Origin of the sequence: Cobetia sp. Ld8 (genome assembly GCF_045066615.1) — a bacterium.
Lineage (GTDB): Bacteria > Pseudomonadota > Gammaproteobacteria > Pseudomonadales > Halomonadaceae > Cobetia > Cobetia amphilecti.
In genome coordinates, this window is sequence record NZ_JBISHF010000007.1 from 433,850 (window position 1) to 457,097 (window position 23,248).

General features: G+C 62.6%; 19 protein-coding genes. 14 read left to right on the forward strand and 5 right to left on the reverse strand.

Annotation, left to right across the window (positions count from 1 at the left end; translation table 11 throughout):
- Window positions 1-210 precede the first annotated feature (210 nt).
- Together ACJJV2_RS06755 and ACJJV2_RS06760 are read left to right on the forward strand one after the other, a co-directional pair.
- Complete coding sequence (locus tag ACJJV2_RS06755; protein ID WP_405279265.1) at window positions 211-822, forward strand: hypothetical protein; 612 nt, start codon at window positions 211-213, stop codon at window positions 820-822.
- 334 nt (window positions 823-1,156) lie between these two features.
- The gene (locus ACJJV2_RS06760) at window positions 1,157-2,062 is read left to right on the forward strand and encodes a hypothetical protein (RefSeq protein WP_405279268.1); all 906 of its coding nucleotides are present in this window, start codon (window positions 1,157-1,159) and stop codon (window positions 2,060-2,062) included.
- 174 nt (window positions 2,063-2,236) lie between these two features.
- On the opposite strand, the gene ACJJV2_RS06765 is transcribed toward ACJJV2_RS06760, so the two are convergent.
- The 5 genes from ACJJV2_RS06765 to ACJJV2_RS06785 form a co-directional block, all read right to left on the reverse strand.
- Window positions 2,237-3,283 (reverse strand): alpha/beta hydrolase, encoded by a 1,047-nt coding sequence (locus tag ACJJV2_RS06765; RefSeq protein ID WP_405279271.1) that lies wholly within the window; start codon window positions 3,281-3,283, stop codon window positions 2,237-2,239.
- Between the two features lie 120 nt (window positions 3,284-3,403).
- Window positions 3,404-3,871: a thioesterase family protein gene (locus tag ACJJV2_RS06770; protein ID WP_192839241.1), complete on the reverse strand. Its 468-nt coding sequence runs from the start codon at window positions 3,869-3,871 to the stop codon at window positions 3,404-3,406.
- Window positions 3,871-4,824, reverse strand: a complete 954-nt coding sequence (locus ACJJV2_RS06775; RefSeq protein ID WP_405279275.1) for an L-carnitine dehydrogenase — start codon at window positions 4,822-4,824, stop codon at window positions 3,871-3,873. Before ACJJV2_RS06775 ends, ACJJV2_RS06770 begins: the two co-directional genes overlap by 1 nt.
- Entirely contained in the window at window positions 4,821-5,756 is a 936-nt protein-coding gene (locus ACJJV2_RS06780) for a 3-keto-5-aminohexanoate cleavage protein (protein WP_405279278.1), read from the reverse strand. Before ACJJV2_RS06780 ends, ACJJV2_RS06775 begins: the two co-directional genes overlap by 4 nt.
- A gap of 279 nt (window positions 5,757-6,035) precedes the next feature.
- Window positions 6,036-7,073, reverse strand: a complete 1,038-nt coding sequence (locus ACJJV2_RS06785; protein ID WP_279833170.1) for a LacI family DNA-binding transcriptional regulator — start codon at window positions 7,071-7,073, stop codon at window positions 6,036-6,038.
- Between the two features lie 162 nt (window positions 7,074-7,235).
- Between ACJJV2_RS06785 and ltnD the strand changes: the two genes are divergently transcribed.
- From ltnD to cydC, 12 genes are all read left to right on the forward strand, one after another.
- On the forward strand, window positions 7,236-8,174 hold the full coding sequence (ltnD, locus tag ACJJV2_RS06790) for an L-threonate dehydrogenase (RefSeq protein ID WP_192839235.1): 939 nt from the start codon (window positions 7,236-7,238) through the stop codon (window positions 8,172-8,174).
- Window positions 8,174-9,526, forward strand: coding sequence for a 3-oxo-tetronate kinase (otnK, locus tag ACJJV2_RS06795; protein WP_405279283.1), 1,353 nt, complete (start codon window positions 8,174-8,176; stop codon window positions 9,524-9,526). The genes ltnD and otnK overlap by 1 nt, the downstream gene beginning before the upstream one ends.
- Window positions 9,523-10,176, forward strand: coding sequence for a 3-oxo-tetronate 4-phosphate decarboxylase (gene otnC, locus ACJJV2_RS06800; protein WP_107334577.1), 654 nt, complete (start codon window positions 9,523-9,525; stop codon window positions 10,174-10,176). The genes otnK and otnC overlap by 4 nt, the downstream gene beginning before the upstream one ends.
- A 38-nt stretch (window positions 10,177-10,214) precedes the next feature.
- Window positions 10,215-11,012, forward strand: coding sequence for a 2-oxo-tetronate isomerase (gene otnI, locus ACJJV2_RS06805; protein ID WP_405279286.1), 798 nt, complete (start codon window positions 10,215-10,217; stop codon window positions 11,010-11,012).
- A gap of 98 nt (window positions 11,013-11,110) precedes the next feature.
- Window positions 11,111-12,106: a D-erythronate dehydrogenase gene (gene denD, locus ACJJV2_RS06810; RefSeq protein ID WP_405279289.1), complete on the forward strand. Its 996-nt coding sequence runs from the start codon at window positions 11,111-11,113 to the stop codon at window positions 12,104-12,106.
- A 163-nt stretch (window positions 12,107-12,269) separates the two neighbouring features.
- Window positions 12,270-13,646, forward strand: coding sequence for a GntP family permease (locus ACJJV2_RS06815; RefSeq protein ID WP_215822963.1), 1,377 nt, complete (start codon window positions 12,270-12,272; stop codon window positions 13,644-13,646).
- Window positions 13,647-13,944: 298 nt separating this feature from the next.
- Window positions 13,945-15,354: a GGDEF domain-containing protein gene (locus ACJJV2_RS06820; protein WP_405279293.1), complete on the forward strand. Its 1,410-nt coding sequence runs from the start codon at window positions 13,945-13,947 to the stop codon at window positions 15,352-15,354.
- Window positions 15,351-16,595, forward strand: coding sequence for a diguanylate cyclase domain-containing protein (locus ACJJV2_RS06825; protein WP_405279296.1), 1,245 nt, complete (start codon window positions 15,351-15,353; stop codon window positions 16,593-16,595). The genes ACJJV2_RS06820 and ACJJV2_RS06825 overlap by 4 nt, the downstream gene beginning before the upstream one ends.
- 600 nt (window positions 16,596-17,195) lie before the next feature.
- Complete coding sequence (locus ACJJV2_RS06830; RefSeq protein WP_405279299.1) at window positions 17,196-18,602, forward strand: cytochrome ubiquinol oxidase subunit I; 1,407 nt, start codon at window positions 17,196-17,198, stop codon at window positions 18,600-18,602.
- A 4-nt stretch (window positions 18,603-18,606) separates the two neighbouring features.
- Window positions 18,607-19,605, forward strand: coding sequence for a cytochrome d ubiquinol oxidase subunit II (gene cydB, locus ACJJV2_RS06835; protein WP_405279302.1), 999 nt, complete (start codon window positions 18,607-18,609; stop codon window positions 19,603-19,605).
- Entirely contained in the window at window positions 19,592-21,427 is a 1,836-nt protein-coding gene (cydD, locus tag ACJJV2_RS06840) for a thiol reductant ABC exporter subunit CydD (protein ID WP_405279305.1), read from the forward strand. The genes cydB and cydD overlap by 14 nt, the downstream gene beginning before the upstream one ends.
- A complete protein-coding gene (gene cydC / locus ACJJV2_RS06845) occupies window positions 21,424-23,205 on the forward strand; it encodes a thiol reductant ABC exporter subunit CydC (protein WP_405279308.1) in 1,782 nt (593 codons plus the stop codon). The genes cydD and cydC overlap by 4 nt, the downstream gene beginning before the upstream one ends.
- The last annotated feature ends 43 nt before the right edge of the window (window positions 23,206-23,248 follow it).

Consider the following 23,248-nt stretch of genomic DNA (forward strand, 5'->3'; position numbering starts at 1 on the left):
TAGTTATTGGATGAGAAATAGATATTTGAAAAAACAAATCTCTTCATGCATAGTATAGTAAATGTAATAAGACCAGCTGTCTTTTAGTTTGGGAAGGCAGTGGGTGAAGCGGTTTTAAGGAGTAAAAGAGGTGCAGGGGGTAAGGTGTTTAAAGGTAGCAAATACTCTTTGAGCTTCTTTGTGGCCTAAAAATTAACTAAAGAGGTTATTTTGAATTCTATCTCGAGCGACTCATGCGATGAAATAGTATTAAGAAATCATGCGAGCTATATTGAGGATGTTGAAAGTGTTATAGAAGCTAATGAGAAGTTGACGAATTTTTGGGGTGATTCTGCAGGTTGGGCGCCTGACTCAGCTTTTGAATTACTGTCAAAATCACGCCTTGACTGGCAAGTGGAGTTATCAGCAACATTGAGGATGTGGAACTTCAAGCATAATGTAGATGGTCAGTTAATTTTAGCTTGGGCAAACTTGGGTGCTTTAATAGAAGGTACGTTAAAGCTATTCTTGTCAGTTTATCGTAATGATTACTCTAAGGACGAAATTAGGGTTAAACGTAATGAAAAGACTATCGATCCTGATACTCTTTCATATGAAAGCTTAAAGCTTTTTTTTAAGAAGAAAGAGATATTGTCTGATGAGTGGATTGAGTATCTAAGTGGTGTGCAATTGAAAAGAAATGCAATACATGCCTATAAGCACAGAGATATAGGTAGTGTTGAAGATTTTCATAAGAGTGTGTCAATGTATTTAGAGTTCTTGTTCCATATAAATGATTCTCTTCCCTATCCTGAGGGTTATGGTTGTCTCTTGGGCACCTGACTATGCTCTATTTTTTAAGATAGAGTTGAGTTTTTTGGTTTTACTAATCATCTTGATGATAGTGTAAGTTTTAAGGATTAATGCTTTACTTTTAAGGTGCAAATTTTAGTTTGTAGTTTAAATTGACATGTTTGATGCATGGGTATCTTTTGTGGGTGGTGGTGCATCTCTTGCTATTATTTCATTTTAATCTATGTTTTTGTAATAATAAAGTTATGGCTTGTGTTTCGCTGGTAAAGAATAATAGTTCAGATCGCTCAAATCTCTTGCATTGCTAGCTAATGCCCCCATTGCATGAGGGTGCCCTCAGTAAGCCCCAAGGAATGGAGTGCGTATGCAGTTCATGAAATATGCCAGGCAGTTGGCGCGGAACCCGCTGGGGATCATCGCGTTGTTCATCTCGTTGATCTATGGCTGCGCGAGTCTGCTGCTGAATTCGGCGGCCGAGACGCTGACGGTGGCGGAACGTTGGCCGTTGATCGGTTTCATTGTGGTGTTTCCGCTGCTGGTGCTGGTGGTGTTCTATCGACTCGTGACCCATCATCACGGCAAGTTGTATGCGCCGGGGGATTACGACAAGGACCGCTCCTTCATGCGCACGCTGTCGCCAGCCGAGCAGGAGCAGCGTCTGACTCGCGAGGTGCAGGCGTCGCTGGGGGAGAGTGATTGGCAGCAGGGCGGAGCAGACGCCGAGGCTCAGGTGTCAGCCGCCGCTGAGGATAGCGGGCAGGCCGTCGACGATGCCGATGTCGCGCAGCTGTTGAGCCCTCAGGACGGCGCCGATGAGAAGGCGCCGTTATCGCGTGCCGAGCATCTGGATCATCATCGCCAGCAGATGACCCAGCTGAAGGATGCCGTGCTGCGTCAGATGCAGGAATCCTCCACTGCGGGCGGTAGTGCGAGCGGCGCGATGACGCGTCATGTGCGTGTCGGGGAGACCGATGCCTGTTTCGATGCGCTGCTCGAGGGAGAAAGTGCCCCCTTCACGTTCATTGAAGTGAAGGTGCTCAAGCACTACGCCAGAGCGCAGACGGTGCTGCAAAGTCTGCTCTACGAGGCGCTGCTGGCGGACCGCACCCTGGAGGCCAATTTCAGGCTGATCGTCGTGGTCGTGCTGACGGAGGATTCGTCTCAGGATATGACGCGAGAGCGGCTGGAGCAGGAGTGGCATCAGCGAATCAATCAGTGCCCGGTCGCCATCGAGCTGCGTTTCATGTCATCGGCGAGTCTGAAGACTTAGGCGACGGCTTGACGCTCGAGCGGTCATCACCAGGCCTTTCATTCATCAGCTATATCTGCCGTCAACTATGTCGGTCACCAGCTATGTCTGTCACCAGCTATGTCTGTCACCAGCAGCGCAAACGCCCAGTCACGATTTTCGTGGCTGGGCGTTTGTGTATGTGAGGGGCTTGCGCTAGTCCAGGGCGCACAGGCGCCGATCGAGGGCTTCACAGAAGGCCTGCCAGGCGTGCTGCATCTCGGGGAGCGCATGATGTGCGTGCAGCGCCGCATGCACCATGCCGCTTGCACTGCGATAGCCGACATCGGCACCGCGCCAGCGCCAGACATCCACCGCTGCTTCCAGCGGTTGGGTCAGCGGGTCATGTTCGGCGGCCAGCACTTCGATCTGGCGTGCTGGCGGCTGCTGGGAGTGGGCCGGCGAGGGTGAGTAGCTGGCGGAGCGGTCGCCCTCGGCGACGGTCAACCACATGCTGACCACTTCATCGCGGCCGAGCAGCGGCGCATCCGAGCCCAGCGCGAACTCGTTCTCCTTGGCCAGCACGAAGACCGGGTCCATCGGCGGGTAGATCAGCCCCAGCACATAGCTTGTGGGCTGCTCGGGGGCCGGATGCTCCTGATGGTGGGCCGTCTCCATTTCCGCGCCGTGGGTGCCGAGACTTTGCATGCGCGTGCCCTGCAGGCCGATGTTGGGCATCTCGGTATCGAGTCGGCGCGCCACATCCATCGCCAGCCGAGCGCCGGCGCTGTCACCGACGATGGCCACCGGTTCGACAGTGGCGGAGAGGTGCTCGATGGTCGCCAGGCAATCCGCCAGTGCGTCCCGATAGTTGGCTTCCGGCAGCAGGCGATAATCGACACTGACCACTTCACGCCCCAGCTGGGCGGCCAGGCTGGAGGCGATGCCCTGATGGCTCTCCGGCGAGCCTATCTGCCAGGCCCCGCCGTGCAGAAACACCACCGGTGCCGGCAGGTTGCCGTCCGCCTTGCGTGCCACCTCCGGGATGAAGTGGCGCAGGCGCAGCGGCGTCGCGCGGCCGGCGATCTCGACGTGATTCTCGTGGGTCGTGACGCCCTCGGCGAGCGGCGCACCAAGTTGCTGGCACAGTTGTTCATAGCGCTTGCGGGCGTCTGCCAGGGGCATCTCTACCATTTCATCCATGCCGCGCGCGAAGTCATCGATGAAGGCGCGACAGGTGATGGGGGAAGGCGTCATGGTCATGAATCGGCTCTCGGCGGGTGTCCCAAGACAATAACACCCCGCCAGAAGACTGGCAGGGTGTGGGTTTCGACGCTAAATCAGCGACTTGTTATCCGAAGCGGACATCGGTTGTCACACGTCTCAGGCCGTCTTGCGGCGGATGGCGATACGACGACCGGCCGCCTTGGGCCAGTCATCGTCGCCTGCCGGCTGGGGCAGGGCGGCAATGCGCTCCGCCACCGATTCCGGGCAGGGCGTCGGGCGACCGCCACTGATGCTCATCGCCATCAACATCTGCTCGCTGGTGGCGATCTCACCGCCGTCGGCATCCGTCAGGGTGAACAGCACATGCTGGCGCTTGGCGTCATGGTCCAGCAGCAGCACCTTGACCTTGAGCGTCTGACCTTCATGCGCTTCCGCCAGATAGCACAGATGCGTCTCCAGGGTGTAGATGGTCAGGTCGTGTTCGCGACGACCCTCGGCATCCAGCCCCACGTGCTCCATCAAGGCTTCGACCGCCATCGAGAAGGCACGCGCGTACTCGGCATCATTCATGTGGCCGTTATAGTCGACCCACTCATGCGGTACCGTGATCTCGAGCAGGTCCATCAGATACGTCCCTCGAGGCCTTCGGCTTCCGGCCAGTACTTGCGCGTCAGGCTCAAGAGCTCGACCAGGAAGTCATCGCGACGACGGTCCAGCTCGGCGACCGGGCGGCCCGCAGCCTGGTATTCGCAGCCTTCCACGACCTTGTCGATCAGCTCGTCGGTCAGCTCCGGCGCTTCGAGTTTGGTCCACGGCAGTTTCAGTGCCGGGCCGAACTGCTCGAGCATGTGACGCATGCCCGGCTCGCCGCCTGCCAGGTGGAAGGTCAGGAAGGTGCCCATCAGCGACCAGCGCAGACCACAGCCATAGACGACGGCAGCGTCGATCTCTTCGGTGGTGGCGACGCCGTCGTTGACCAGGTGCAGGGCTTCACGCCACAGCGCTTCCATCAGGCGGTCAGCGATGTGACCTTCGATCTCGCGACGCACGATCAGCGGACGCATCGCCAGCTGCTGGTAGTCATCGCGGGCGCCTTCCAGCAGTGCCGGTGAGGTGTGCTCGCCACCGACCAGCTCGACCAGCGGCAGCATATAGACCGGGTTGAAGGGGTGAGCGACGATGACGCGGCCCGGTGCCTTCTTGCAGTCCTGTTGCAGATCGGTCGGCTTGAAGCCGGAGGTGGAAGAGCCGATCACGACGTGCTCTTCGGCCGCGGCATCGATGGCGCTGAGGATTTCCTGCTTGAGCGGCAGACGCTCCGGCACGTTTTCCTGGATCAGATCGGCGCCGACCACGGCTTCCTCGAGGGTCGCGGCGAAGCGCAGACGATCGACGGAGGCACCTTCTGCCAAGCCATCCTTTTCCAGCGCATGCCAGGCATTCGCGACGAAGGCGCGAGTGCGGGCTTCGGCGTCCGGCGCCGGGTCAAAGGCGACCACATCCCAGCCATTGGCCAGTGCGCGTGAGATCCAGCCATTGCCGATGACACCGGTTCCTACGACAGACAACTGGCTCATGCGACACCTCCAGCGGTTTCGAGTGCTGCCACGTCGCCAGCGGTCTTGCCGGTGGACGGATCACGCAGCTTGAGGAATTCACGCGTCTCGGCCGGGGTCATCACGCTGGAACCCAGGTTCTCGATGATGCCGGAGGACTTCTCGACCAGTTGGGCATTGGTCGCCATCACGCCCTTGGACAGGTAGAGGTTGTCTTCGAGACCGACGCGAGCGTGACCGCCCAGCAGCACGGCCTGTGCGACCATCGGCATCTGCATGCGGCCGATACCGAAGGCTGCCCAGTTGGAGTTGGTCGGCAGCTTGTTCTTCATGGTCAGCATGGTTTCGGTGTCAGCTTCTGCGCCCCACGGGATGCCCAGGCACAGTTGGAAGAGCAGGTCGTCGTCGAGCAGGCCTTCCTGCTGCAGCTGGCGGGCGAACCACACGTGGCCCAGATCGAAGCACTCGAGCTCCGGCTTGACGCCAGCGGCCTGCACCAGACGAGCGTGCTCGCGCAGCCAGTCGGCGGTGTTGATGTAGACCATGTCGCCGAAGTTCAGGCTGCCGCAGTCCAGGGTGCACAGTTCCGGCAGCAGTGCCTGTATCGGCGCATGACGCTCGGCCGGGGTCTGGATGTCGGTGCCCGGGCCGCCACGAGTCGGGTCATTGACGTCCGGAATCCAGTCGCCGCCGCCACCGGCGGTGATGTTCATGACGATGTCGGTGTCGGCGGAACGCACACGGTCCATGACTTCACGGAAGTGCTCGGTGGAGTGGCTGATGCCGCCGGTCTCCGGATCACGCACGTGAATGTGGGCCACGCTGGCACCGGCCTTGGCGGCCGCGATGCAGTCATCGGCGATCTGCTTCGGGGTCACCGGGACATTCGGGTTCTTGCTGGCGGTATCACCCGCGCCAGTGATGGCGCATGTCAGGATAGTCTTGCGATTCATCGTCGGGCCTCACGTGTCAGAACACTTGTCTGCGGTAAGTCGCAGCGGCCATGTCACCAGACGTCAACCTGCACGTCCCGGTCGCATCGCCTCTGCGCCTTTGTTGAACACAGTGTCGTGAAGTTGAGGGCAGCGAGATGATCAGAAGACGCCGGATACTTTGCGTTTTACGTCAACTTTGCTCAGGCCGGGTGCCAACCCGCCATGACGGACGCGAATGCGTCGGTGAGAAGCCTCGATCGTGAGCCAATCGGTGCGTCAAAGGGAGGCTTCGCGGCCTCAGGTGCTGCCACCGACCCGCAGCGTGAATCCCAGGTCGTGGCTCAGTTCTCCGACGGGTTCGCCATTGATGCGCGCCAGCAGCTTGCGCGCTGCCATGCGGCCGATCTGCTCCCGCGGTGAGACGATGGTGGTGAGGCGCGGCGTGACATGCTCCCCGATCGGCAGGCCATTGAAGCCGGCGATGGCGATGTCGTCCGGGATGCGTACGCCAAGCCTGGCGGCAGCGAGAATGGCGCCACAGGCCATGTCATCGTTGGCGAAGTGGATGGCGTCGCAGTCAGGGAAGGTCGCTTTGATACGCTCAAGCGCCTGAGCACCGCTGGTCATCTGTTGCCGCACGGGCAGGTCGAGCAGGGGAGCCTCTTCGATGCCGGCCGCCGCCAGCGCCTCACGATGCCCGGCATAGCGCATCGCCGCGCGATAGTCGCGATCGAGCTCGGCACCGGCGAAGTGGATCGTGCGATACCCGCGTGCCAGCAGGTGCTCGGTCATGGCGCGTCCGGCGGCGACATGATCCATCCCCACGTTCAGATCCAGGCCTTCCCCCAGCTCCATGATCTCAACGATCGGCTGATTCCAGTTCTCCAGTATCTGGCGCGTCGCATCGTCATGGCGCAGCCCCGTCACCACCAGGCCCGCGGCCGACCAGCCCAGAAAGGTACGGATCAGCTGGGTTTCCCGAGCCAGATCGTAATCCGTCTTGCCCAGCAGCAGCTGATAGCCGTGTGCCTCGAATTCGTCCTGCAGGCCCTTGATCACATCGATGAACACCACGTTGGACAACGAGGGCACGATCACTGGAATCACGCGACTGGAGGCCGAGGCCAGGCTGCCGGCAATCATGTTGCGCACGTAGCCGACCTTCTCGACGGCCGCTTCGACCTTGATGCGGGTCGCTTCGCGCACGCTGTCGGGGCTATTGAAGTAGCGCGAGACGGTGATCGAGGAGACCCCGGCTTCCCGGGCCACGTCATTCAGGGTCGGCTGCATGGCACCCTTGCGGCTGCGGCGGGGAGATGATGGTGGATTAGACATATGTCGCGTTTTCTCATTTGCCGCTTGTCGTGGCTTGGAGCCTAATCTATTAATGATGTTAGCGCTAACATGGTAGCGCTAACATTCAGCGAAGTGCTGATCGGTGTGCCGCATGAGGTCGCCTTGATCATCACTTGAAACAGCTTCCGCGGGAGATGCGAGATGACAGCAGCAACGACTTCACCAGTGATCGGCCTTGTCGGCCTCGGCGCGATGGGAATGGGCAGTGCGCGCGCCATGCTGGAAGCAGGCCTGGACGTGATCGGCTGTGATATCTCGCCCGCCGCCTGTCAGGCCTTCGAAGCGGCGGGTGGCCGCGCCGTTGCCTCGCCGCTGGAACTGGCGGCCGAGTGTCAGGTGGTGGTGCTGGTCGTGGTGAATGCCGATCAGGTCGAGCAGGTGCTGTTCGGGGCGCAGGGTGAGGGCGGGCTGGCCGAGCGACTCGCGCCGGGTAGCCTGGTGATCCAGTGCGCCACCGTGGCGCCGAGCTTCGCGCGTGAACTGGAAACCCGCCTGAACGGCATGCAGCTGGAGCTGCTCGACGCCCCGATCAGCGGCGGCGCCGTCAAGGCACGCAGTGGTGAGCTGTCCGTTATGTCCTCCGGCAGTGAAGCGGCTTACGTCAAGGCGGAACGCGTGCTGGCGGCGATGGCAGCCAATGTCTATCGGCTGGGCGACTGCGCCGGCCCGGGCTCGAGCGTCAAGCTGGTCAACCAGCATCTCGCCGGCGTGCACATCGCGGCGGCGGCAGAAGCCATGGCGCTGGGTATGAGCATGGGGATCGACCCCGACACCCTGTATGACGTCATCACCCATTCCGCGGGCAATTCCTGGATGTTCGAGAATCGCGTGCCGCACATCCTCAAGGGCGATTACACGCCGCTGTCGGCCGTCGACATCTTCGTCAAGGACCTCAACATCGTGCACAGCACCGGGCGCGAGCTGAAGCTTGCCATGCCGGTGGCCGGCAGTGCCCTGCAGCAGTTCACCGCCGCCAGTGGCGCAGGTTTCGGGCGCGAGGATGACTCGGCCGTCATCAAGGTCTATCAGCGTCTCGGCAGCTTCAGCCTGCCGGCCGCGAATGATGAAGGAGCGCAGTGATGCCGATCGTACTGGGCGGAATCGCCGATGACTTCACCGGCGCGACGGATCTTGCCAACAACCTGGTACGTGCCGGCATGCGCACCGTGCAGGTGATCGGGGTACCCCAGGATGCGCTGCAGGAAGGGGCGGCGAACGGGCTGGATCTGACTGAGGTCGACGCCGTGGTGGTCGCGCTCAAGTCGCGCAGCTGCCCGGTGGATCAGGCGATCAGTGAATCCCTCGCGGCGCTTGAATGGCTGAAAGCCCAGGGCGCGCGTCAGCTGTTCTTCAAGTACTGCTCGACGTTCGATTCCACGCCCGAGGGCAACATCGGGCCGGTCGCCGATGCCTTGCTGGAGGCCTTGTCTGCCACGCAGACGGCCTTCGTGCCGGCCTTCCCCATCAACGGGCGCAGTGTCTATCAGGGCCATCTGTTCGTCGGCGACCGCCTGCTCAATGACAGCGGCATGCAGCATCACCCTCTCAACCCGATGACCGATGCCGACATCGTGCGCGTGCTGTCACGCCAGACCCCGCATGGCGTGGGGCTGCTTGATCACGCCACTCTACGCCGCGGCGCGCAGGCGGCCCGTCAGCGTCTGGACGAGCTTGCCCATCAAGACGTGCGTCATGTGGTCTGTGACAGCCTCGATGAGCAGGATCTTGAGGTACTGGCCGAGTCGCTGGTGGATCACGCGCTGGTCACCGGTGGCTCTGGCCTCGCGCAGGCCTTGCCTGCCCAGTACCGCCGCAAGGCCTGGCTTGAGCCGATCGATGATGCGGCGGTGCTGGCCCCGGCGCAGGGCGCCGCGATGGTGCTGTCCGGCAGTTGTTCTCGCATGACGCTCAAGCAGGTGGCGCACTTCACGCAGCAGCATGCTGCCTTCGCACTGGACCCCGTCAAGCTCAACGCGAGCGATGCCCACTTCGAGGCGGCGCTGGGCTTCGCCCGTGAGCAACTGGCGGTGACGGACCCCAAGCCATTTCTGATCTACGCCTCGGCCGAGCCGGAAAGCGTCAAGGCGGCGCAGGCGTCACTGGGCGTCAAGCAGGCCGGTGAGCTCATCGAGTGCGCCCTGGCCAGTCTGGCCAGCACCCTGGTCGCGGAAGGCGTCGGGCGCCTGCTGGTGGCGGGGGGAGAGACCTCCGGCGCGGTGGTCTCGGCGCTCGACATCCGTGAGCTGCGTATCGGCGGTCAGATCGACCCCGGCGTGCCCTGGACACAGGCACCGCACCCGGCCGCCGGCCCCTCGCAGCCGGAGGCGATGCTCTCGCTGACACTCAAGTCCGGCAACTTCGGGGGCGAAGACTTCTTTACCCGGGCATTCGACGTGCTGGATGCCATGAATCCTCGCGAGGAGAACGCATGAGTCAGTCACAGCACGATATCAACGTGTTGCGTGAGCAGATCGCCACCTACGGCAAGTCACTGTTCGACCGCGGCCTGACCATGGGCTCCAGCGGCAACATCAGCCAGCGGCTGGACGATGGCGGCTGGTTGATGACGCCGACCAATGCCTGCCTGGGGCGCCTGGACCCGGCGCGCATCTCGCGCCTCGATGCCCAGGGCGTATTGATCGATGGCGACGCGCCGACCAAGGAGCACTTCCTGCATCGCGCCATGTATGACGAGCGCCCGCAGTCGGGTGCCATCGTCCACCTGCATTCGACCCACTCGGTGGCGGTGTCCTGCCTGCCGGACGTGAATCCCTGCGAGTGCATTCCTCCGCTGACGGCCTATTACGTGATGCGGGTCGGCAAGCTGCCGCTGGTGCCTTATTACATGCCGGGCGACCCCGCGCTGGGCGATGCCGTGCGTGGCCTGGCCGGCAAGCACTGCGCCGTGCTGCTGGCCAATCATGGCCCGGTGGTGGCCGGCAAGACCCTGGAAGCGGCGGTCTATGCCACGGAAGAGCTTGAGGAAACCGCCAAGCTGTTCCTGCTGCTGCAGGGCAAGAACCCACGTGGGATGACCCCGGAACAGGTGGCGGAACTCGAAGCCAGGTTCGGGCGCCCCTGAGTGATGACGTCTTCGTCTGTGAAATCCAAGGATCTGACATGAACCGATTGGCCGCCAATCTCAGCATGCTGTTCACCGAGCATGACTTTCTCGATCGCTTCGCGGCTGCGGCCGAAAGTGGTTTTCGCGGGGTCGAATATCTCTTCCCCTATGCCTATTCCCCGGAAGAATTGCGCGCAAGGCTCGATGAGCACCAGCTGTCGCAGGTGCTGTTCAATCTGCCGCCGGGCGACTGGGAGGCCGGTGAGCGTGGCCTGACCTGCCTGCCGGGCCGCGAGGAGGAGTTTCGGGCCTCGGTGGCCGAGGCGATCCGCTATGCCCAGGCGCTCGATTGTCCGCGCATGCATGCCATGGCGGGCCTGGTACCGCAGGGCGCGGATGACGCCATGCGCGCGCGCTGCACCGAGACCTATATCAGCAACTTGCGTTACGCCGCCGCCGAGCTTGAGAAGGTCGGCAAGACACTGCTGATCGAACCGATCAACCCGCGCGACATGCCCGGCTTCTATCTGAGCGGCCAGGCGCAGGCACGCGAGATTCTCGCCCAGGTCGGCGCCGCCAACCTCAAGGTGCAGTTCGATCTCTATCACTGCCAGATCGTCGAGGGCGATCTGATCCGCAACCTGGAAGCGCAGTTTGCGCATATGGGCCATGTGCAGATCGCCGGCGTGCCGGACCGTCACGAGCCGGATGTCGGGGAAGTGCATTATCCGGCGCTGTTCGACCGGCTGGAAAGTCTGGGGTACGACGGCTGGATCGGCTGTGAATACCGTCCACGGGGTGAGACGCGCGCAGGCCTCGGCTGGGGTCGCGCCTTCGGGCTCAAAGACGGCTAGTCCGGCACCGCCTGATCACGACTCAAGACAGCAGAAACGCCAATAACGACAACACGCCATGAGCCGTCATGCCAGGCGGCGAGCAAGGAGTCCACACGATGCACGTCATGATTACCGGCGCCGCCGGATTTCTCGGTCAGCGCCTGACCGAGGCCTTGATCGACAAGGGCAGCCTGAAGGGGCAGCCATTGTCACGCTTGACCCTGCTGGATCAGATCGAGGCGCCACGTCCCGAGGCGGCGTCATGTCTGGCAGTCGAACCGGCCACCTCGCTGGATATCGAGATCGTGGCGGGCGATATCGCCGATGCCGAGGTGCTTGATCGCTGCCTGGCGGGCGAGCCGCAGGTGATCTATCACCTGGCAGCCGTGGTCAGCTCGGCAGCCGAGGCGGACCTGGCGCTCGGCATGCGCGTCAACTTCGACGCGACTCGCCTGCTGCTGGAAGGCTGCGCGGCGCGTGGATTGCGCGGCACCCGACTGGTGATGGCCAGTTCGGTCGCCGCCTACGGAGGCGATCTTCCCGAGACGCTGAGCGACATGACCGCGCTGGTGCCGCAGAACTCCTACGGCACCCAGAAGGCGATGTCGGAACTGCTGATCAATGACTACAGCCGTCGCGGGCTGGTGGATGGCTGCGTGCTGCGCCTGCCCACCATCATCGTGCGCCCGGGGCGTCCCAATGCGGCAGCCTCGAGCTTCGCCTCCTCCATCCTGCGCGAACCGCTCAATGGCGAAGCCGCCATCTGCCCGGTACCGAGCGAGCTCGAGATGTTCGTGATGTCGCCCCGTCGGGTGGTCGCGGCCCTGCTCAAGGGCGCGGAGGTGGCGAGCGCGGACTTCGGCCTCTCTCGCTGCTTCATGCTGCCGGGCATCACCGTCAGCGTCGCGTCAATGCTCGCGGCACTCAAGGATATCGCCGGTGAGCAGGCGCTGGCACTCGTCAGGCATGAGCCTGACCCGCGTATCACCGCCATCGTCGGCAGCTGGCCGGCGCGCTTTGACACCCGCAAGGCGCGTTCGCTGGGCTTCGTCGGCGATGCCGACCTGCACGAGATTCTCAATGCGTATCGCGACGAGAGTGCTATCGCCTAGCCAGCGTCTGGGCATCTCATCCAGAACGAGCTCGCCAGACACCTTTGCCAGACCTGCTCGTCACATCAGTACGTCAATAACAACGATCGGCGTCATGCCAGCCGGCAGCGCCGACACCGCATACCTTGCGCCACACAATAACAAACTACAGGAGTAGCACCCCATGACAGACGCCGCCGTCGCGGGGCCACAGGTCATCATCGGCCTGGGCATCGCCATCTTCGTCATGATCTATCTGGTATTGAAAACCCGCGTGCATGCCTTGCTGGCCTTGATCATCGCCGCCTCGCTGGCGGGGTTGATCGGCGGCATGCCGCCCAATGAGGTCATCAGTGCCATCACCACCGGTTTCGGCAAGACGCTTTCCACCATCGGTCTCGTGATCGGCTTCGGCGTGATGATGGGGCGTATCCTGGAGGTGACCGGTGCCGGGCAGCGCATGGCCTACGCCATCCTCAATCTGCTGGGCAAGAACAAGGAAGAGGCCGCGATGGCGCTGACGGGCTACATCGTCTCCATCCCGATCTTCTGTGATTCGGCCTACGTCATCCTCAACCCGCTGGTGCGTTCACTGGCGCGCAACAGCGGACGTTCGGTGATCGGTCTGGGCATCGCGCTGGCGGCCGGCTTGATCATCACCCACTCGAGCGTGCCACCGACCCCGGGCCCGCTGGGCGTGGCCGGTATCTTCGGTGTCGACATCGGCCTGATGATCGGCTGGGGCCTGGTGATTACCGCACCGGCGCTGATTGCACTGGTGATCTATGCCCGTCTGATGGGGCCGCGTATCGAGGCGATGCTGGAAGCCCAGCCGGGTGGTTTCGAAGGTAGCGTCAAGCATGACACCGACAGCATGATGCCTGAATCGGAGCTGCCGTCTCTGCTGATGTCCTGCATGCCGATCGGCCTGCCCATCGCGCTGATCTTCCTCAATACGCTGGTCAGTGCCGTGATGGGCGATACCAGCAACGCGTTTACTAGCACCATCGCCTTCGTCGGCAACCCAGTGATCGCCGTGGGCATCGGGGTGCTGGTCGCCATCTATGGTCTGATGCCGAAGACCCCCAAGCAGGAAGTGTTCGATCATCTGGAGAAGGGTGTCGAGACGGCGGGTATCATCCTGCTGGTCACCGGTGCCGGTGGTGCGCTGGGCTCGGTACTGCGTGCCAGTGGCGGTGGCGATTACATCGCCATGCAGGTGGCGGCACTGGGGCTTCAGCCGCTGTTGATTCCGTTCATCATCGCCACCCTGGTGCGCTTCATCCAGGGGAGTGGCACGGTGTCGATGATTACTGCGGCCTCGATTTCCGCACCTATCCTGATGGGCATGCCGGACGTCAACATGGTGCTGGCCGCGCAGGCCGCCTGTATCGGCGCGATGTTCTTCAGCTACTTCAATGACAGCTATTTCTGGGTCGTCAATCGTATGCTCGGCGTCAAGAGCACCAAGCATCAGATGCTGGTGCTGACCCTGCCGACGACGCTGGCCTGGGCCATTTCCATCATCACCCTGTTGCTGCTCAACGCCATCGTCGGTTGAGCCAGCTAGAGCAGTCAGCTGCATCAAGAACGCCGGGCCTCATCGAGGCCCGGCTTTTCGTTGGATTTTCGTTCATGAGCGAGGTATCAACACGGACATGCGGCGCTTGAGCATTTCCGTCAGCGTGGCTTTCAACATCTGCGCATGTGATAAAGAAAGCAGGGCGATCGAAGGGAAATCAGACATGCCTTCACGAATGGCAATATTGGAGCAACACCTGAGTGCCACGACTCCTGCGAGGCTGAGCTTTGCCCCTGAACTCGAGAGGGACTTTGAACAGTTCGAGCATCGTCGGCGCATGAGCCGTGCCGTAATGGGCTGCTGGAGCCTGATCATCTTTCAGCTGATGTTCGTGCTCTATGACACCGCCTATGCGCCGGTCGCGATGCCGGTGACAGAGAATCTCGCCGTGATGCTGCGCCTGTATGTCTGCATCGCGCTCGCGATCCTCGTGCTGGTACTCAAGAGTGAGGTCTGTCGCCCCGCCGGGCGCGAGGCGCTGCTGGTCGCGACCCTGTGGGGCGTGATCGGCCTGGCGGCGTGGCTGGCGGTGCGCGAGAACCACCTGCGCTGCTTCCTCGAACTCTATGCGCTGGGCGTGGTGCCACTGGTCGGTATCGTCCTGATGCAGCTGCGTTTCGTCGCGGCTCTGGTGCTGTCGGCAGGGGGGATGGCCATCGTGATCAGCGTGGCGCTAGGCGTAACGATGCCCTATGCCCATATGGACTTCGCGATCGCCTTCGTCTTCATGGCGTTCTGCCTGTTTTCGCTGATTGCCAGCTTCCGCATCGAGTTCTCGGCCCGTCATGCCTATCTGATGACCTCCATCGATCAACTGCGCCTGCAGGATGTGGAGTCACGCAATGCCGAGCTGCAGGAAATGGCCTGTCTCGACCCGCTGACCCAGCTCTACAATCGTCGTCATCTGATCGAGGTGCTCAAGCAGCACCATGGCGATGCTCAGCAGGCAAAGAACGGCGTGTCAGCGTCCCATCCGGTGCCACCATTGCCGTGTCTGGCGCTGATGATGATGGATGTCGATCACTTCAAGGCCTTCAATGATCACTACGGGCATGTCGCGGGCGACAACTGCCTGTATCAGATCGCCCAGGCCTTGCAGGAAACACTGGACAGGGAAAAAGGTGCTGGCATCGCCGGTGCTCTCGAGGGGGAAGAGGCTGCGTTGGCCAGCGTCGTCCGCTTTGGCGGCGAGGAATTTACCGCCCTGGTGGCCGTGCAGGATCTCGAGCATGCGCGCAGCCTGGCCGAGGCAATGCGCTATGCCATCAAGTCGCTCAAGCTGCCTCACCGCGAGTCGGAACTCGGCGTCGTCACCCTGAGTGTGGGGCTTTACGTCATCCCCTTGTCGCGCCTGCTCGAGGGCGAGGGGATGGAAGATGAGAAGACGCGTGACATGGCGGTCGAGACGCTGCTCAGCCGCTGGGTCGATCAGGCCGACAAGGGGCTCTATCGTGCCAAGCGCCATGGCCGCAACCGTACCTGCGTGCAACGTGGCAACGGCCACGGCAAGGCGCGCGCCCAGGCCAGTGATGACCTGCGTGATGGCATGCGTGATGGCCTTCACGATGGCCTTGACGATGAGCGGCAGGCTGCGCAGCAGGGTGAGCGGCAGAATGCACAGCACTATGAACAGAAGGCTGAGCTGCCAGATCACAGGCCGCCGATGGGCGGAGCGGGCCTGTCATGAGAAGTCAAAAGCGACTCCCCGGCGGCCGCGAGGCGACGATGCCGGCGGCGGTGGCCGCCGAGCGCGGTGTCGTCGAGGGGCTGATCGACGGTCGCGGCGCGTCACGCTGGCGGCTCATGTTCCCCGACGCCCTCGAGACCCGGTATGAGGAAGAGACGCGCGTCTCGCGCACGCGTGGCTTGCTGTATTCCGGCATCTTCGCCTTCGTGATGTATGCCACCTTCCTGGTCAGTGACACCATTCATCGCAGTGAGGACCTGGCACTGGCCGCCATGCTGCGGCTGGGCGGTGTCTGCGTGGTGGCCATGCTGGTGCTGCCGCTGGTGCAGCGCGCGTCTTCCATGCGGCTCAAGGAATGGCTGATGACTGCGCTGGTGATCAACACCATGCTGGTCAGCGCCATCCTGTTGCAGCTGTCGCGCACCGAGCTTTCGCATGTCGATACGCTGTTGTTCGGCTTCTTTCCGATGGTCGGCAACATTCTCTTTCGACTGCGCTTCCCCCAGGCACTGACGGCGTCGCTGACCTGCACGCTCATCATGGCTGGGGTGATCGCGTTGGAACCTGCCGGTCAGGAGGGGCTGGAGCTGCTGGCGATGGTGATCTTCGTCAGCACCACGGGACTCTCGCTATTGGCCAACCATCAGCTCGAGCATAATCAGCGTCAGGTGTGGTTGCTGCGCCAGCGTGAGCGGCTGTTGCTGGAGGAGAAGCGCGCTGCCGGGCAACGTCTTACCCGAGAGGCCAACTGCGATGCACTGACGGGCGTCTACAACCGGCGCCATCTGGAGCGGGATCTGGCCCAGCGCTGGGCGGAGCTGACCCGTGAGGACGGGCTGGCGATCCTGATGGTGGATGTCGATCACTTCAAGACCTACAACGACCATCATGGACATGTGGAAGGGGATCACTGCCTGCAGCAGGTTGCCGAGGCGCTTCAGGCTGCCATCGGCCCGCAGCCGGGCATGGTGGTGCGCTATGGCGGCGAGGAATTCCTGATCCTGCTGGAGTCAGTGACCGAGCGGCAATTGCGGGCCTGCGCCGAACGCATCCGTCGCAAGGTGCGTGCGCTCAAACTGATCTACTCTGACAGCGCGGTGGCGAAAGTACTGACCGTCAGCGTCGGGGCGGTGAGCTACAAAGCCGAGCAGCACACCAATCTGACCGACCTGGTGCGTGCGGCGGATACGGCGCTCTATGACGCCAAGCATCAGGGGCGCGACTGCTGTGTCGTGAGGTGAGTTTCTGACGCGAAGGGGCAGGGCAACAAGAAAAAGGATAGAGAGAAGAGAGAAGAGAGAAGAAATAGATAAAACGGAAGAGGGAAGAGATGGAGACAACAAGGCGCGTTCTCGAAAGGGGGCGCGCCTTGTCTTTATGCCGCCATCAGGGCGCACATACCTGGCCGGCTCAGGGTGCGCAGCACGGCAGAATTCAAGATAAACCGCGTCCGACGGCCCCTGGCATTGGTCGTATTCGAGGCTCGACGTGTGGTTATCTTGATGTACGTCAATAAAGGCGGATGTGCGGCGAAATATAGATGGCAAGCCTGAGCATGCCGAGTGGAAAATATGTGGATGCTGTCATGCAATATGGCGGGCCTGATCGATCACCAACACGGCGATTGATCGGATGGCTGGGCCTGCGGCAAAGCGTCATCGTGCACGATAGCCTGGTGTTTTCTATGCTCTTTGGGTCAGCTGGTAGAAAGATGACTGCCATGATCGATGGAGTTTGGTGGTATGCCTTATCGTCACGGGCCTGACCGTGATATCGCTGCGACTGTGCGTCCCACAACGGGATGAACAGAGTGCAACCCCTGGAGTCCTGAGGAGTCGCCCATGGAACTGGATCCCGTGATCCTGTCACGCATACAGTTCGGATTTGTCGTGTCCTTTCATGCCGTCTTTCCGGTGTTTACCATCGGTCTGGCATCCTATGTGGCCTTGTTGCATGGCCTTTTCTACAAGACAGGCAATGCCGCCTGGGAGCGCCTTGCGGCGTTCTGGGTGAAGGTATTCGCCGTGGTCTTCGCGATGGGCGTGGTCTCCGGTATCGTGATGGCCTTCCAGTTCGGCACCAACTGGAGCAACTTCAGTTATGCCACCTCCAACTTCATCGGCCCGATGCTCAGCTATGAGGTGGTGACCGCCTTCTTCCTCGAAGCCGGCTTCCTCGGCGTGCTGCTGTTCGGGCGTGGCAAGGTGCCGGAAGGCGTCCACCTGTTCGCGGCACTGATGGTGTCATTGGGCACCTTCATCTCCTCCTTCTGGATTCTGTCCTCCAACAGCTGGATGCAGACACCGGCGGGCGTCGACTTCATCGATGGTCACTTCTTCGTGAATGACTGGAGCGCGGCCATCTTCAATGCCTCCTTCCCGTATCGCTTCACGCATATGGCGATCGCCTCGTTCTTGACCGGCGGCTTCGTGGTGGCCGGGGTGAGTGCCTGGTATCTGCTGATCGGGCGTGATGCCGAGGCCAACAAGCGCGCGCTGTCCATGTGCATGTGGCTGCTGCTGGTGCTGGCGCCGGCGCAGGCGGTGGTGGGTGACATGCACGGCATCAACACGCTGGAGCATCAGCCGACCAAGGTCGCGGCGATGGAAGGCAACTGGGAAACCCAGTCGGGCGCGCCCTTGCTGCTGTTCGCCTGGCCGGACAAGGAAGCCCAGATGAACCACTTCGAGATTGCGATCCCGAAGCTGGCCAGCCTGATCCTGACCCATGACCCCGATGGTGTGGTGCCGGGCCTCAAGGAGGTCGAGCCCGACATGCAGCCGCCGGTGTGGTTCGTGTTCTGGTCGTTCCGCGTGATGGTGGCGGTGGGGCTGGTGATGATCGCGGTGGCGTTCATCGGCCTGTTCCTGCGTCGCGATGGCAAGCTCTACCGCTCGCGGCCCTTCCTGCAGACGCTGCGTCTGATGTCGATCGCGCCATTCTTCGCCGTGCTGGCCGGGTGGTTCGTCACCGAGGCCGGACGCTCACCGTGGCTGGTCTACGAGATGATGACCCAGCAGGAGGCTGTCACGCCGTCACTGACCGGCTGGATGGTGCTGGCTACGCTGATCGGCTACTTCCTGGTCTATCTGGTGGTCTTCGTGACCGGCAGCTACTACCTGACGCGCGTCATCCGTGGCGGCATGCAGCCTGAGTTGCCGCATGACGATGTCGAAACCGCGATGCGCCCGCTGTCCGCCGCGCACGAGAGTCTCGATGATGATGCCAGCCGTACGGTAAGGAGTTGAGCACATGGAACTGATCAATCTGACCATGATCTGGGCGCTGATCATCGGCTTCGGCATCATGATGTACATCCTGATGGACGGCTTCGATCTCGGGGTCGGCATCCTCTATCCCTTCGCCCCGGATGAACACGCCCGTGACGTGATGATGAATTCGGTCGCGCCCGTCTGGGACGGCAATGAAACCTGGCTGGTGCTGGGCGGGGCCGGCTTGCTGGCGGCGTTTCCGGCGGTTTACTCCATTCTGCTGCCGGCGCTGTATCTGGGGGTCTTCCTGATGCTGGCCGGGCTGATATTCCGCGGGATCGCCTTCGAGTTTCGCTTCAAGTCCACGCGCAATCGGCATTGGTGGAACGTCGCCTTCAGTGGCGGTTCCTACGTGGCGACCTTTTGTCAGGGTGTGGTGGTCGGGGCCTATATCCAGGGCTTTGCCACCGAAGGCCATATCTATGTCGGCGGCGCCTTTGACTGGCTGACCCCCTTCACGGTGATCACCGGGCTCGCGCTGGTGGCGGGCTACGCTCTGCTGGGGGCCACCTGGACCATTCTGAAGAGTGAGGGCGAGGTCCAGGCATGGGCCTATCGCATCACGCCCAAGTTGCTGATTGCCGTGCTGGTCGGCTTCGGGGTCATCAGCCTCTACACGCCGTTCGTCGATGAATACGTGCGCGAGCGCTGGTTCAATCATATCGGCATGTTCTGGGTCTTCCCGGTGCTGGCGCTATGCTGCGCGGCCCTCATCTGGCGTGCCGTCAGCAAGCGGCTGGAGGGCCAGCCGTTCGTCGCGACCCTGGGGCTGTTCCTGTTTACCTATCTGGGGCTGATCTTCAGTAAGTGGCCGTATCTGGTGCCACCGGACATCACCATCTGGGATGCGGCGTCAGACCCGGGCGCGCAGCTGTTCCTGCTGATCGGCGTACTGTTCGTGATTCCCATCGTGCTGGGCTATACCGCCTGGAGCTACTGGGTCTTCCGCGGCAAGGTGCAGGACGGTGGCTATCACTGATCTCACGCAAGGGGCAGCGCAGGGGGCAGCGCAGGAGGCCCCGACCAGCGCTGCTGGCAATGACACGGCGCGAGCCAGCGTCAGCGACGCCAGTGTCACTGGCAAGGAGCGCGACAAGGCCAGACGCAAGGCTGCTGGCAAGTGGCTCACCCAACAGGCGACGCGCGAGCGTCGCCTGTTGGCTATGGCGGCGCTGTGCGGCGCCTTGGCGGGGCTGGCAACGGTTGCGCAACTGGTGCTGCTGGCCTGGCTGGTCACCCAGGTGATCGAGCAGCCCGAGGCGTTGACCCGCCTGTGGTGGCCGTTTGGCGGCCTGGTGGCGCTGCTGGCGGTGCGCGCCTTGCTGAGTGCCGCGCAGGAGCTCTGCGCCCAGAAGGCCAGTCAGCGACTGCGACAGCAGGTGCGTCGTGATGTGCTGGATCACCTGCAGGCACTGGGCCCGGTGCGCGCGGCGCAGTTTCATGGCGCCGATGTGGCCCAGCGCTGGGTCGAGCAGGTCGAGGCGCTGGAAGGCTACTTCGCGCGTTTCTACGTCCAGCTGCGCCTGGTGCTGATCAGCCCGCTGGTGATTCTGGTCATCGTGGTCAGTCAGGACTGGCTGGCGGCGATTCTGCTCGCGCTGACCGCGCCGCTGATTCCGCTGTTCATGGCGCTGGTCGGCATGGGGGCCGAGTCGCTCAATCGCGAGCAGTTCGTCGCGGTCGCGCGCCTGTCGCGCCACTTCGTCGATCGGGTCCGCGGGATCACCACGCTGCGCCTGTTCGGCCTGGGCGAACAGGCCACGCGCGAGGTCACGCTGGTCGCCGATGATTATCGCCGCCGCAGTCTGCGCACGCTGCGCCTCGCCTTCCTCTCATCAGCGGTACTGGAGTTCTTCTCGTCGGTGTCGATCGCGGTGGTCGCGATCTATATCGGCTTCGGCCTGCTGGGCGACATTCCCTTCGGGCCCGCCCAGTCGCTGACCCTGTTCAGCGGGCTGTTGATCCTGCTGCTGGCACCGGAATTTTTCCAGCCGCTGCGCACTCTGTCTCAGCACTATCATGATCGCGCCTCGGCCTTGGCCGCCGCGGACTCGCTGCTGGAGCTGCTCGACACGCCCATCGCGTCGGCGCGTCAGGCCTCCACGACGGCGTCGGCCAGTGTCTCGCTGCCCGGCGATGTGATGCTGCAACTGGAGGCCGTCACGCTGACGCATCCCGGGCGGGGCAGGGTGCTTGGCCCGCTGGATCTCACCTTGAAGGCCCACGAGGTGCTGGTGATCAGCGGCCCGTCCGGGGCCGGCAAGTCATCGCTGTTGCATCTGATGGCGGGATTCGTGGCACCCGATGAAGGCCAATGCCTACGCCGAGATACCACTGGCCTTGCCTGGATGGATCAACGCCCGCTGCTGATGCAGGGCAGTCCGGCCGACAACCTGCGCATCACCGCGCCAGATGCCAGTGATGAAGACATCGCGCAGGCGCTGACGCGCGCCGGACTCGCCGAGGTGCTGGCCGCCTTGCCGCAGGGCATCGCCAGCCCGTTGGGCGAAGGCGGGCGTGGGCTGTCCGGCGGCCAGGCTCAGCGTCTGGCGCTGGCGCGGGCCTTCTTGAGCGATGCGCCGCTGGTGTTGCTCGACGAGCCGACTGCCAGTCTGGACGCCGACACCGAACAGCGCCTGATCGCCGGTTTCCAGGCGTTGGCCGAAGAAGGCCGCACGTTGGTCATCGCCACTCACCATCCGGCCTTGAGGGCCATGGCGACGCGCCAGCTGTGCCTGACCCGTGATGGGGTCGTTGGCACCACTGGAGAGACACAGGATGCTGGGGAGGGCGAATCATGATCGAACCCGCTCGCTCTCTCGGTCCTGGCTCCACTCCCTCGACGCGCGAGGCACTGGCCGCGCTGGCGCCCTGGTGGCAGGTGCATGAGCGCTACCGCCGTCGATTGCTGCTGGGCGTGGTGCTGATGATGATGACCGCGCTGTCGGCACTCGGGCTGCTGGCGGTCTCGGGGTGGTTCATCACGGCGTCGGCCCTGACGGGGGCGGCGCTGGCTGCCGGTGCCGTCGCCGTGCTGGATGTCTACACGCCGGGCAGCGCGATTCGCCTGTTTGCCGTCTCGCGCACCGTCTCGCGCTATCTGGAGCGTCTCTACAATCACGACACCATCCTGCGACTGCTGGCCAGCCTGCGCGGCAGTGCCTTTGCCTCGCTGGTCAGCATGGACCCCGCGCGGCTGGCAGCCCGGCGTTCCAGTGACTGGCTCAATCGTCTGACCGCGGATATCGACACCCTCGATGCGCTCTATCTGCGTCTGGCGGCGCCTCCGGTGATGGCCTTGCTGCTGATCGTGGCGCTGCTTGGCATCACGTTGGTGTGGCTACCGGGCGCGACGCCGTGGCTGGCGCTCTTGCTGCTGACTGGCTGGGCGTGGCTGACACTCGGGCAGGCACGTTGGGGGCTGGCGGCCAGCCGCCGGCGTGTGACCACTCTGGAGACATTGCGCTCCAGCCTGATGGAGGCGCTGCGCGGGCATGCCGAACTCGAGGCCTACGCGGCGCTTGGCCATGTGCGTAAGCAGCTTGAGGCGGTGGAAGCGCGTCTGCTGGCGGACCAATGGCGGCTGGCGGTCATCAGTGCCGTCGGCAATGCGCTGGCCGTGCTGGTGATCGGACTCGCCTGGTTGCTGTTGCTGGCGATGGGCATGCTCGCATTGCGCGATGGCCAGCTCAGCGGACCGATGATGGTGATGTTGCCGCTTGCGGCGATGGCGCTGGGTGAGGGACTGGCGGGGCTGCCGGCGGCCTTCAGTCAAGCCGGGGCGACGCTTGGTGCCGCAGAGCGCCTCAATGATATCGAGCACGCCGCGGGTGTCGTGCATGGCGATGCTCGCCTGTCAGCGGGGCCGATCACAGTGACGCTGGAGCAAGTCAGCTACCGTTATCCGGGCGCCTTGTTCGCTGCATTTTCAAACGTCTCGCTCACTGTCGAGGCCGGCGCGCAGGTCGCGATCTGTGGCGCCTCCGGCGCTGGCAAGTCGACGCTGGCGGCGCTGCTGACCGGGCAGACCAGCCTGGCCTCCCGCAGCCTGCAGAGCAGGATAGATGAAGAACCGCAAGGTGAAGAACAGAGCGGGCGAGTGTTGCTCAATGGCCGTGAGGTGCATCACTACGCGCCTCTGGCGATTGCCGATGGCGTCGGCTGTCTCACCCAGCAGGTCGATCTGTTCGATGCCAGTCTGGCTGACAACCTGCGACTGGGGGCCGCCGACGCCGATGATGCCGCGCTATGGCGGGTGCTGAACGCGGTGGATCTCGCCGACTGGGTCGCGAGTCTGCCGCAGGGGCTGGCAACGCGTGTCGGTGAGGGCGGTCGTCAGGTATCGGGTGGCCAGGCACGGCGCATCAGTCTGGCGCGCCTGGCGTTGACCAACCCCGGCCTCGTGCTGCTGGATGAGCCCTTCTCGGGGCTGGATGCCACGACAGCGCAACGCGTCGCGCAGGGACTTGCTGACTGGCTGGCGGGCCGGACGGTGATCTATCTGCTGCATGAGCATGATCTCGAGGCGCCACGCCCCGGCACCGAGGCCGTGACTCGGGTGTGGTGGCTGGATCGCTGAGGCGCCCCCAGAGTGGGATCAAGGCAGAGTGGAAATGCGAAAA